The 12,114-nt window shown below is 65.2% G+C and carries 10 protein-coding genes and 1 tRNA gene; 9 read left to right on the top strand and 2 right to left on the bottom strand.

Features of this window, described 5'->3' with window-relative positions:
• Window positions 1–2 precede the first annotated feature (2 nt).
• From Q0319_RS07655 to Q0319_RS07695, 9 genes are all read left to right on the top strand, one after another.
• Complete coding sequence (locus tag Q0319_RS07655; RefSeq protein ID WP_296468847.1) at window positions 3–971, top strand: type II secretion system F family protein; 969 nt, start codon at window positions 3–5, stop codon at window positions 969–971.
• Between the two features lie 2 nt (window positions 972–973).
• Entirely contained in the window at window positions 974–1,999 is a 1,026-nt protein-coding gene (locus Q0319_RS07660) for a tetratricopeptide repeat protein (RefSeq protein WP_296468849.1), read from the top strand.
• A 57-nt stretch (window positions 2,000–2,056) separates the two neighbouring features.
• Window positions 2,057–2,770: a DUF3613 domain-containing protein gene (locus Q0319_RS07665; protein ID WP_299451641.1), complete on the top strand. Its 714-nt coding sequence runs from the start codon at window positions 2,057–2,059 to the stop codon at window positions 2,768–2,770.
• A gap of 12 nt (window positions 2,771–2,782) precedes the next feature.
• Window positions 2,783–4,942, top strand: coding sequence for a TadG family pilus assembly protein (locus Q0319_RS07670; RefSeq protein ID WP_299451643.1), 2,160 nt, complete (start codon window positions 2,783–2,785; stop codon window positions 4,940–4,942).
• A 37-nt stretch (window positions 4,943–4,979) separates the two neighbouring features.
• Window positions 4,980–6,338 (top strand): sigma-54 dependent transcriptional regulator, encoded by a 1,359-nt coding sequence (locus Q0319_RS07675; protein WP_296468854.1) that lies wholly within the window; start codon window positions 4,980–4,982, stop codon window positions 6,336–6,338.
• Between the two features lie 102 nt (window positions 6,339–6,440).
• Window positions 6,441–7,148, top strand: coding sequence for a DUF2968 domain-containing protein (locus Q0319_RS07680; protein WP_296468856.1), 708 nt, complete (start codon window positions 6,441–6,443; stop codon window positions 7,146–7,148).
• 152 nt (window positions 7,149–7,300) lie between these two features.
• Window positions 7,301–7,377, top strand: a tRNA-Arg gene (locus tag Q0319_RS07685).
• Between the two features lie 691 nt (window positions 7,378–8,068).
• On the top strand, window positions 8,069–8,749 hold the full coding sequence (locus Q0319_RS07690) for a c-type cytochrome (RefSeq protein WP_296464203.1): 681 nt from the start codon (window positions 8,069–8,071) through the stop codon (window positions 8,747–8,749).
• Entirely contained in the window at window positions 8,746–10,029 is a 1,284-nt protein-coding gene (locus tag Q0319_RS07695; protein ID WP_296464167.1) for a cytochrome c, read from the top strand. Before Q0319_RS07690 ends, Q0319_RS07695 begins: the two co-directional genes overlap by 4 nt.
• A gap of 54 nt (window positions 10,030–10,083) precedes the next feature.
• Here Q0319_RS07695 and Q0319_RS07700 read toward each other — a convergent pair whose 3' ends face one another.
• The gene (locus Q0319_RS07700) at window positions 10,084–11,181 is read right to left on the bottom strand and encodes an NAD(P)/FAD-dependent oxidoreductase (RefSeq protein WP_299451645.1); all 1,098 of its coding nucleotides are present in this window, start codon (window positions 11,179–11,181) and stop codon (window positions 10,084–10,086) included.
• A gap of 41 nt (window positions 11,182–11,222) precedes the next feature.
• Window positions 11,223–12,113: a DUF72 domain-containing protein gene (locus Q0319_RS07705; RefSeq protein ID WP_296464170.1), complete on the bottom strand. Its 891-nt coding sequence runs from the start codon at window positions 12,111–12,113 to the stop codon at window positions 11,223–11,225.
• Between the last annotated feature and the right edge of the window lies 1 nt (window position 12,114).

Raw genomic sequence — 12,114 nt, forward strand, 5'->3', positions numbered from 1 at the left:
CTATGTCTACACAACTGCTGACTGCCGCTTCCTTGCTCTTGTTTGCCGCCGCGGCGTTGCTGGTGGGGTTGGGCATCGTCGTGCGGGGCATGCGCCAGAATCGCAGCCGCCGGGTCGTGGACAGTGCCATCACGGCACGGGCCAACCCGGGGCTGGAAGATGCGCTGGCCAGCGTGGCCTCGCCTTCCCGTCGGGACCGGGTCCGCAGCATGTTCGACAATGCGGCCGAGCTCGGGGAAAAGTGGGAGCGAGGACGCCTGGGCGGCCTGCTGCTGGAGTCGGAAGACAGGCAGCTGATCGATCGATGCGGCTTTTCCGATCCCGCCCGCGCGCGGGCGCTCTACATCGTTGCGCGCGCCCTGCTGGTCGTCGCGGTTCCCGTCATCACCTGGCTCTTCGGGCACGGCAGCTTCTTGAGCACGATGTTGTCGCTGTTCGTGGGCTTTGCGCTGGGGTATCTCGCGCCCAAGTGGGCGCTGCGCTATTTCGCCTCTGTCCGCGTCCGCAAGGCGAAGGAGGAGCTGCCCCTGTTGATCGATTTATTGCGCCTGCTGCAAGGCGTGGGGCTGTCCATCGACCAGAGCCTGCATGTCGTCGTCACCGAGTTCCGGAACGTCCTGCCGGTATTGGGCGGGGAGTTGGAGATCGCCACCAACCAGTATGCGCGTGGACTCTCCCGGGAGCAGTCGCTTCAACGGCTGGCCACGGGCTTCGGCAATGAAGACCTGACGGCCCTGGCGCGCTTGATCGTGCAGGTGGACAAACACGGTGGCGCTGTGCAGGAACCTCTCAAGCTGTTCTCGGAGCGGTTGAGGGAGCAGCGCCGCATGGAGCTGAAAGAGCGCATTGGGAAACTCACCGTGAAGATGACAGGGGTCATGGTGCTGACCTTGCTGCCGGCGCTCATCATCGTGACGGGGGGCGCCGGTTTCCTGGCGGTTTTCCGTAGCCTGGCGAGAGTGGGAGGTTGAACGTGAATAAATCCAGGCCCATCGGCACTGCCGCGTTGACCAGCCTGCTCGTCATGCTCGGGGGGTGTGGCTCGACGCCGTCGGGGTATGGGGTCTCGACTCCCCAGTTCAATGACGAAGCGCTGTTGCGCCAACAGGTGGCTAACAACGAGCCGGAGGCGAACAGCCGCGGCATGTATCTCTCCTTGATCCGCGAGATGCAAGGCAAGGGGTTGTATTTTGCGTCGCTCGCGCATATCGACGCCTTCGTCCAGCGCCACGGCAGCGCGCCCGATATCGAGCTGTTGCGCGGGCACGCCTTGCGCGAGGCCGGGCAGGCCGAAGAAAGCGCGGCGGTTTATCGCAAGCTGCTCAAGACGGAAGTCGGCGCGGCGGCGGCCCAAGGGCTGGGGCTGCTTGCCGGCGGGCGCGGAGACTATGCCGGTGCCGTTGCGTCGCTGCGCGAGGCCGCTCGCCTCGATCCGACCAACGCATTGATCGTGAGTGATCTGGGCTATGCCTTGCTGCGCAGTGGGGATGTCGCCGGTGCGCGCCTTCCGCTCGCGCAGGCCGCGGAGTTGGCCCCGGACAATCCGAAGATCCTCGGCAACCTGGCGCTGTTGATGTTGGTGTCGGGTGACGCGGCGCGCGCAGAAACCGTCATGAACAAGGCCGGGCTTTCGGCGGATGCCCGCGCGACGGTGCGCAAGATGGCGGGCGACATCGTGCAGGAGCACGCAAGCATGCGGTTGGCGGCGTCAACTTCAGGAGCTCCTGCGCCAGTGGCCGCGCGCACGGGCCCAGCTGCTGCATCGAGCGTGGTCCGGCCGGTCGAGGCTAGTACCGCGCCCCAGATGGCGCGCGTGTCGCTCCCGGTCGCCACGCCCGGCCTGCCTAAGGCGATGCAAGCTCCTTCGGCGCGGGGGGCCGATGCATTGCCACCCGCCGAGGCGATGCAGGCGGCGCCTGCCGGTTTGCCATCCGACCTGGCACCCGTGCGCGTGCCCATGCAGTCGATGCTCGATAGATTCAGCACGGACACCCCCTGACACCGGACGGCTGACGAACGGGATCTTTAACGACGAATACCTGGAACCAAGGTGATCATGAAACGTACCAGCCAATCCTTGCACGGGCAATTCTCCCCGCGCCGCGTGACGTACTCCCTGATGCTGGCCGTGATGACGGCGGCGCCCGTGGCGCATGGGCAGTCCAATGCACCGGTGACGGGCTCCATGATGCAGGTCACTCCCGAGCAGCGCGCACGGATGCAGGAAGCGGCACGCCAGGCCCAGGCCGAAGAACAGGCGCGCCAGGCTGCCGCCGCCCGCCAGCAGGCTGCGCAGCGGCAGGCCGCCGGCGCGGGAGCGGCCCAGGCACCGGCCGCGCCGCGGCCGGCGTCTTCCGTGGTGCGCCAAGTGCCTGGACCGGCTGCCGCGCCCGCGGCATCCGCTCAGCCTTCCCCGGGGCAGCGGCCGCAATCGGCCCAAACGCCCGACCTGCGGGTGACGACGGTCGAGGCGGCTCCGGCTGCCGCGCCGGCCCCGCGGCCGGCCTCGGGGGCGCAACCGTCTGCCGCCGTGCCACAGGCTGGTGCTGCGACGCAGGCGAGCGCGACACAGGAGGCGCTGGCGGGCAAGAATCGCCCGACCGGCGACGTGACCCGGGCCATATTGCGTGCCCAGGCCGAAGGCCGCCTGGCGGGGCAGGCCCTGCCCATGCTGGGCGCCACGGCCGCGCCGAGCTGGAAGCGCTACGTCGAGAGCTTCTCGCATCCCATTCCTGAGTTCTACGAAACGACGTCGCAGCCCAAGCAATAGTAGGAAGGTTCCATGACTTTCTTGCGCCGGTCTTCTTCTTTTCCATCCGGTTTTCCGCAGCCCTTGCGCCGGCAGCGGGGATCGGTGCTGATCGCGGCCGCGGGGGCGATGCTGGTGTCGGTGATCCTGCTCGCTTCGGCGGATATCGGCCATCTCTTCTATATGAAACGCGAGCTGCAGAAGACGGCGGACCTCGCGGCGCTGGCCGGCGCGCAGCAATTGGACCCCGATAGCTGCGATGCCGCGACGGCCGCGGCGATCGGCAATGCCAATGCCAACCTGCAGCGGTATGGGCTGACCATGTCGTCGTCGCCGGCACCTGTGTGCGGTCGCTGGGATCCGAACCCCGATCCCGCCAAGAACACGGTGCTGGCCATGGAACCGCCTACCGAATCCTACGGAGGGAAGGGGGGGCAAAAGTACTTCGGCACGCCGAAGAATTCGGTCGGATTCAATGCCGTCAAGGTTGTCATATCGCAGTCTACGCCGGCGTTGCTGCCTTTCCTGGGCAACCGCACGATCACGGCCGAGGCTATCGCTACGCGCGAGGATGCCGTGGCTTCGTTCACCGTGGGCTCACGATTGATCCGCCTGTATCCTGGCAGCCTGCTTTACAACCTGCTTGCTAGCGTCGGGGTCTCGCCTTCCCGGTTGGACGTGCTCAGCTCGGCCGGGCTGGCGAACGTCAGTCTCACGCCGGCGGGGTTGCTCCAGGCGCTAGGCCTGCCGGCGACCGCCATCCTGGACGTCGGCACGCCGAGCGAAGCCGCGGCGCTGAAAAACCTGACGCTGGGGCAACTGCTGGGCGCCATGATCGACGTGCTCAGCCTCGAGCATGTGGCGGGTGCGCAATTAGACGCGCTCAAGCTGCTGGAGGCCGAATTGCGGGCCATCCCCTCGAATAGCCCGCTCGATCTCCCCGTCAGGCTGTTCGGCACGCAGACGGAGCCGGGCATCTTTGCCCACATCACCACGCCCAATCCCATGGCTGCGTTGACCGCGAACGTGAACGTCCTCGACTTGGTCGGAACGGCGATCAGCGTCGCCAATGGGGACAACCTCATCGATATCCCCGACCTCAACGTCGCCGGGCTCGTGCGGGGCAAGATCCGGATCGTCGAGCCGCCGACCATCGCCATCGGCGGCATCGGCACCTCCGCCAACAGCGCTCAGGTGCGGGTGTATCTGCGGGTCGGCACGAGCACTGTTCCGTTGGTGGGCGGGCTGCTGAACTCGCTCGGGATCGTGGTTGACTTGCCCATCATCCTGGAGGTGGCACAGTCCACCGGAGTTCTGCAAGACATGTGTTCGGCGTCGTTGCAGGAGCGGCAGGCGAGCTTGTCCGTGCAATCTGCGGTGGCGAACCTGTGCCTAGGCAGTTTTCCGAACATGGGAACGCCGGCGAGCGACGATTTTTTCTCGAGTACCAACGCTTGCACATCCTTGGTCGGTCGACACAAAGTGCTTGACGTGCTGGGCTTACTGCCAGTCCAGGCGAAGGTCGAAGCGCCGATCCTGCCCTCCAGCTCGGCGGACGTGGTGCTCACCGCGCCGTTGCCGCCGGACGCGGCCCAGGTCGTGACCGTGAGCCCGGACGACAATATCGATCTCACCCAGCTCGGCTACACCATCGCCTCGGCCGTCGGCAACGGATTGCTCGGCGACGTGCTGGGAGCGCCCGCCGCATCCGGCGTGTCGGGAGCGACGAGCGACCAAGCCAAGACTGAGATGGCCACGCGGCTGCTGGGTAGCAAGCCTGGAGGACGCTCGCTTTCCGAAATCAATGCCGAGCTGACTTGGTCGGGGCGGGCCCTGGAAAACTTTGCCAATACGTGGGCTAGCGGAGCGGTGTTGACGGGCTTGCTTCAACTCGTCGGGAAGCTGCTATCGACGGTGGGGGCGGTGCTGGGCGACGTGGTGCTCGGCCTGTGCGGGCTGGGAGGGCCCGATGCGCTGTACCAATGCAAGGTGCCGTTCGTCAAGAGCATGCTCAGCGGCGATTCGGCGGTGACGGCGATTCTTGGCCTGGTCGTGAAGGTGCTGTCTCCCCTGTTGGATGCGCTCAGTACATTGCTGCAAGGCCTGTTGAACGACGTATTGGGCTTGGGCCTCGGGGAGACCGACGTCTCGTTGCTGTCTGTGAACTGCGGTAATGCCAGGCTCGTTTATTGAGCATGACGATGAGGCGTTCTTTTAGGGCTGACATGGCATGAAACTCCGATCCGCTTTCGTACCGGAACTGGACGTCTATGTCTGGGAAGGCAAGTCGGACATCGCGGAGCGCGTGGCGCGCGCGCTTGCTAATTTCGACGTGGACGTCATTCGCGCTGACAACATCGTCGTGTCGCGCGACATCCTCAGTGCACGGCTGTCGGTCGCTGTCATATCGGTCACCGTCATCGATCGTCCGAATTTCAGCGTAAGCGATTGGCAGGCCGGCCATGGCATGCCCGTGATCTGGGTGGCGGCCGAGGCGCGCACCACCGACCCGCGCGTTTACCCGCCCGAGTATTCGAATATCCTGCCGGCCGACTTTACGGCGGCGGAGCTACGCTCGCTGGTGTTCAAGGTCGCCGGCGTGGTGCGCGAGCAGGGCGCGCGCGCCAAGGCCTCTGAACCGCTGATCGCTACCTCCGCATGCATGCGGGCGTTCCTTTCCGAGGTGCAGGCTTACGCCGATTGCGATTCCACGGTGTTGATACGGGGCGAGACGGGCGTCGGCAAGGAGCGCATCGCCCGGCTGTTGCACGAGGGGCATCACCGTTATGGCAAAGGACCCTTCGTGGCGGTGAACTGCGGCGCCATTCCCGACGGCCTGTTCGAGTCCCATTTTTTTGGCCACGCCAAGGGCGCTTTTACGGGGGCGACCTTTGCCCATAAGGGCTATTTCGAGCAAGCCAACGAGGGGACGCTGTTCCTGGACGAAATCGGCGATTTGCCCTTGTACCAGCAGGTCAAGCTGCTACGGGTCCTGGAACAAAACACCGTGACCCGCCTGGGGGCCACCGCTGAAATTCCCGTCGACTTCCGGCTCGTGGCCGCGACCAACCGCGACCTGCGGGAGCTGGTGCGCCAGGAGCTGTTCCGCGCCGACTTGTATTACCGGCTTGCGGTCATCGACCTGCAGGTCCCGAACCTGGAAGAGCGGGGCGCGGCCGACAAAATCGCGATATTCAAGGCCATGCTCGGCCAAATACTTTCCGACCAGGAAGACGTGCCCGACTGGCTGGAGGCGCTGGTAGCCCGGACGCGTTTCCCGGGCAATGTGCGCGAGCTGCGCAATGTGGCCGAGCGCGTCGGCGTGATGGTCCGGCAGTTTCGCTCCTGGGATAGGGAACGCATAGGCCGGATTTTCGCCTCGCTTTCCGACGGTGTCATTCCCGTCAACGAGCGCAGTCCGCAGGAAGTGGCCGAACGCAACCGCATCATCGGAGCCCTCGACGCGCACGGCTGGCGCCGCCAGGACACCGCCAATTACCTCGGCATCAGCCGCAAAGTTCTATGGGAAAAAATGCGCAAATATCAGATTGTCGGCCAGGAAGCGGAAATCGCCGGGGAAATGGACTGAATGCTCGTAAATAAAAGCGTACCGGGGGGCGCGGTTTCATTAAAATCAGACGCGCTTAGTTGCGGTCGGGGCGACCGAATTCATATCACCAAGGAAGCTGGAATGAAAGTTAGGACACGCAGAATGCTCCAACGTGTGGGGATTGGACTGCTGCTTTCCGCCGTGTCGTTGGGCGCGTCGGCCCAGGTGGTCCAGAATGCAAACAGTAAGCCTGCCGGGGCGGGGGCGGCGGCGCAAGAGCGTTCGGCCGAGAGCGGCGCGTTGACCCCGGCCAACAGCACCATGGCAGAGCTGCAGCAGCTCATCCAGAATCGTGCGTTGAACGAGCTGCGCACCACTTATAACGGTAATTACGGCGCCAGCCTCTTGTTCAAGGCCGATGACCTGACCTATTACGTCGCCATGTTCCAGCAGAAGAACTTCTGGCGCGTGGTCAAGACAACGTCCGAGCAGCAAGCCGAACAAACCTACAAGGCCTTCGTCGAGCAAACCGAACAGCTCGCCGACGTGGACATCCGCCGGATCAAGCTCGACGCCGAACGGGCCATGACGGAGCGGCTGATCGCCGCCAATGAATCTCGCCTGGCCGCCTTGCAGAACGACCTCACCCTGCAGCGTCAACAGGAGCAGCAGGTTGCAGCGCGCCAGGAACAGGCGCGCCAGGAAGCCGCCGCCTTGGCCAATGAGCGGCAGGCCGCACGCGAGCAGCTCAACGCCTTGCAGCGCCAGATTCGCATGCTGGAAGAGCAGCAAGCCAAGCTGGAGAGCGCGAACCGGGTGGTGGGGCCGGAGACCAAGCGCGGACGTTGAGGGCCTCCGAAGGGGCCGCTAGGCGGCCGCTTCGGACGCAAGCAAGCAGCCGGGCCGGGAGGCGCCCGGCCGAAAAAAGTGCTGTCAGAAAAAGATCAGCGCCCCTGATTTGCACGAGCAAAAAAGTCTCGCTATAATTTCACTTCTTCGCAGCGCCCGTAGCTCAGTTGGATAGAGTACTTGGCTACGAACCAAGGGGTCGTGGGTTCGAATCCTGCCGGGCGCGCCAAATTGCAAGGGGTTAGTGGAAGCATCCGCTAACCCCTTTTTACTTTGCGCGAGTGCCTGCAACATATTGCGCTTGCGCCGCGTTGAAACTTTCTTCTGCCTGGAAGCATTCCTTAATGCCAGCCTGATGTTGCCGGGCTGTGTGCGGCACGCGAACATCTCTCTCGGGCAGCCGCCCTGTCGGCGCCGTCGCATCCATCACGAAAATGCAGGCTAGCGCCGCTGGCATTTGATCGGGCTCAAATACCCGCCAGGTTTTGGCCTCGAACGCCTTGAGGGCGGGGCCGGATGTACTTAGACTTTCGTCGTGGTTTGCAGAGCTAGCTCTGCAGATTGCACAGGGAAGTCAGTTACCGGAGCGGCTGTTTGCGCGTCTCCTCCACTCTTGGTAATTGGCTCCCCAGTGGGAGGCAGGGTCGTGTCATCCCGACCGACCCTGGTGCTTTCAGCAGCACCACATGGCAAGCTCTGGCCCTGTTGCGCAAGCAACAGGGCTTTTTTTCGCGGCACAGCCCGATTACACGCGTGTCGCCCGCCGGGGGCGTGCCGGGCGCGCAGGCAAAGACGCGAGGCCCGTTAAGACGGGTACACTGGCAAGGTCGAAACGCTGATCGGAAGACAGCTTCGTTGTCTTCGATGTACCCATGCCATTCGTCCTGCATAAATACAAACTACTGTGGGGACTCGCCGCAATGGCGTTGGCTGCGCCGCTCGCGGCCCAGCAGTCCGGAAAACTCGAACCTAACACCATGGCGGCACGGATGGCCGCCTGCACGGCCTGCCACGGTTCGCAAGGTCGCGCCGGCCCGGATGGTTATTACCCCCGCATCGCCGGCAAGCCAGCCGATTACCTTTATAACCAGCTCGTTTATTTCCGCTCCGGGCAAAGGCAGTATCGCCCCATGCAGAACCTGCTCGAGCACATGTCCGACGACTACCTGCGGCAGATCGCCGAGTGGTTCTCCGGCCAGCATCCTCCGTATGCGGACCCGAGCCCTTCCCGTTTGCCGGCCGCGGTGCTCGATCGGGGCAGGCAGCTCGTGATGGAGGGCGACCCCCGGCGCGGCGTGCCCGCCTGCGTGGCCTGCCACGGCGCGTCGCTGACGGGCGTATTGCCGGCCGTACCGGCACTCGTCGGCTTGCCGCATGATTACATCAGCTCCCAATTTGGCGCGTGGACCAACGGGTTGCGCAAGGCGATCGAGCCTGATTGCATGGCCGACATCGCCCGGCGCATGACGCCGGAGGATGTGAGTGCCGTCGCAGGTTGGCTGTCATCGCAACCAGTTCGTAGCGCGACGCCGTCCTCCGGTTTGCCCGCGCCGCCCCCGATGGAATGCGGCAGCCAAATGCGCGTGGAGGTGCGGCAATGAACAAGCGCGCATTCTTGGCAGGGCTGGCCTTGGCCGTGGCAGCCGGCATCGGCACGCTGTTTTGGTTGGGGCATCGCGAGCACGATGTCGCACCGGTTTCATCGATCGTCAGGCCGGACGAGTCGATCCAGCTCGTCGAGCGCGGGCGCTATCTCGCCCGCCTGGGCAACTGCATGGGTTGCCATACGGAGCCCGGCGGTGCGCCTTATGCAGGCGGGAGGGCGCTTCCTACTCCGTTCGGCACGTTTTACGGCCCCAACCTGACACCGGACCCAGAGCACGGATTGGGCCGCTGGAGCGCGGAGGATTTCTGGCGCGCGTTGCATCATGGCAAAGCGCCTGACGGCCGCTTGCTGTATCCGGCGTTTCCTTATCCTAGTTACCGGTACGTCTCGCGCGAAGACGCCGACGCGCTGTACGCCTATCTGCGCTCCTTGCCTGCGGTGGCCAAACCCGATCGGGACCATGACCTGGCTTTTCCCTACGACCAGCGTTGGCTGGTCGCGGTCTGGCGGGCATTTTATTTCCGGCCCACCGAGCGCGAGGCCGCGGTGGCTGGCCAATCCGAAGAGTGGTTGCGGGGGCGCTATCTGGTCGAGGGCCTGGCGCACTGCGCGGAATGCCATACGCCGCGTAACCGCCTCGGGGCGATGGTGCCGGAAGCTGGGTTGGCCGGATCCCTGATAGGGGGGCAGTCCTGGTATGCGCCGCCGCTGACGGGGGACCGGAAGACCGGCTTGGGAGAGTGGACCCGGCAGGACATCGTCGATCTCCTCAAGACGGGCATTTCCCGCCACTCGCATGCGGCCGGCCCGATGGCCGAGGCTGTGCACCAAGGCTTCCAATATGCCAGCGATGCAGACTTGGATGCCATGGCGGCTTACCTCAAGTCCTTGCCCGCAGCCGGGACGGATACCGCAGCGCTCTCCGCGGCTGCACCCGCCTCGTTGATGGAGCTGGGAGGCAAGCTGTACGAGCAGCATTGCGCCCAGTGCCATGGTGCGGACGGCAAAGGGCAGCCTCCAGCCTGGCCCCCGCTCGCGGGCAATCTGTCGGTGGTGGCGGTTGCCCCGGACAATGCCATCCACATGGTTTTGTCCGGCGGTTTCGCGCCGAGCACGGCAGGAAACCCTCAACCCCACGGCATGCCTCCTTTTGCGCAGGCCCTGGGGGACCAGGACGTGGCGGCGGTGGTGACCTACATCCGCCAAAGCTGGGGCAACCAGGCGAGCGCGGTCAGCCTGCCTGAAGTGCGGCGCGTGCGCGAGGCGGTGCGGTAGCGGGCGACGTTGCCATGGCATCTTCTGCGAGTGCGCCCGCGCGGGGCGCGCTCGCTAAACCATTTCCGCGATGGCTTCCGCGATGGCCAGGGAGGCCGTCAGCCCCGGCGATTCGATGCCGTATAGATTGATCAAGCCGGGGATGCCGTGTTCGGCCGGGCCTTGGACCACGAAGTCCGCCGCGTCCGAGCCCGGTTTTCCCAATTTGGGGCGTATGCCCGAGTAGGCGGGATGAAGGGCCCCGTCGGGCAACGCTGGCCAATAGCGTCGAATCGAGGCATAGAATGCGTCCGCCCGTCGCGGATCGACACGGTAGTCCAGGCTGTCGACCCATTCCACGTCTGGCCCGAAACGGGCCTGGCCACCTAGGTCCAGGGTCAGGTGGACGCCCAGTCCCCCGGGTTCGGGCACGGGATAAATAAGGCGGGTGAAGGGCGAGCGTCCGGTCAGGCCGTAGTAGTTGCCTTTGGCGAAGTAGAGCGGGGGAATGGTCGACGGGGCGAGGCCCCGTAGCCGGGATGCGGTTTCCTGGGCATGCAGGCCGGCGGCGTTCACGACGAGGTTGGCCCGGATGTCCATGGGCGGCTCGCCGCCGACATGCAGCACGATGCCGTCCGCGTCGCAGTGGCCTTCCAGCACGGGGGAGCCTAGGGCCAGCATGCCGCCTGCTGCCTCGAAGTCGCCTTGCAGCGACAGCATCAGGGCGTGGCTGTCCACGATGCCCGTGTCGGGGCTGTGTAGTGCGGCCACGCAGTGTAGCGCCGGTTCGCAGCGGATGGCCTGCCCCGCGCCAAGCATGTCGAGCCGCTCCACCCCGTTCGCGCGGCCCGAGCCTCGTAAATGCTCCAAGACGTCGAGCTGCGCACTCGAGGTGGCCACGATGTACTTGCCGCAGCGCCGGTGCGGAATTCCGCGCCGGGCGCAGTATTCGTACAGCAGGTGCCTCCCGCGCACGCACCACTGCGCCTTGCGCGACTCGGCGGGATAGTAGATGCCCGCATGGATCACTTCGCTATTGCGCGAGCTGGTGCCGGTGCCGGTTTTTCTCTCCTTTTCCAGCACGATGGTTTCCCGGCCGCGGCCAGCGAGGGCGCGCGCAACGGCCAAGCCGATCACGCCGGCTCCGATCACGATGCAATCGACTTGTTCCATGGTTTCTTTCGTCAGGGAGAATGCGCCAGGGGCGGGGCACCCTAGCGGTCGAGGGTTGCCTCGAACGCCGCCGCGTTGCGCATGCCTTGGTCTTCGAAATTGGTGTTGAAAAGAACGTGCACGTTGGCGGCAGCCTGGGCCAGGCGGCGGACGAGTTCTGCGATGCGCTGCAGTTCTTCCTGCGAGTACTCGTACACGAAGCGGCCCGAAGATGCGGCGAGGCCGCGCCGGTTCCACGCTTCGTGGTTGCGGCCATGCAGGCGCACCACCGCGAGATCGTCGCGCGTCGCGGCCCAGACGGCCGGTACGCTGTTTATCCAGCGGTCGGGGCCGTCGACGACGGTGTGGGCTGCGCCGAGCTCCCGCAGCAGGGCGAGCGTTCCGGGCCTGCCGGCTGCGTCGAGCCAGCTGCGATGGCGAAATTCCGCGGCGAGCACCTGTTCTTGCATGCGTTCGGCGCATTCCGCCACGAGGGCGCGTCCCGCAGCATCGTTGTGCACGACCGGCGCGTACTGGAAGTGTACGGCCGCCAGCTGCCCGCTCTGGCGCAACGGCTCCAGCGCCTGGAGGAAACGGCTCCAGAGTTCGTCCCGCAGCTCCCCGGGCATCGATGCATAGTCCACCATGCGCGCGCCGGGCGAGAGCTCCGATGCGATGTCTGCAGGGAGGGCATCGACCGGCGCCTTGTGGCCGGTGAAGAGGCGAAACGCCTTGACGTGGAAGACGAAGCCCGGCGGCGTGCGTTGCGCCCAGAGGTAGGCGGTGCGTGCGCAAGGGAGCCGATAGTAGCTGCTGTCTACTTCGACGATCGGGAACCGCGAGGCATAGAACTGCAGGCGAGCTTGCGCAGTGCGTACCGAGCGGGGATAGAAGCGGCCGCACGCGAGCAGCGTGGGATCGGTCCAGGAGCACGTGCCGACGCGCACAGGCATG

The organism is uncultured Pigmentiphaga sp., assembly GCF_937950555.1.
Lineage (GTDB): Bacteria > Pseudomonadota > Gammaproteobacteria > Burkholderiales > Burkholderiaceae_B > Pigmentiphaga.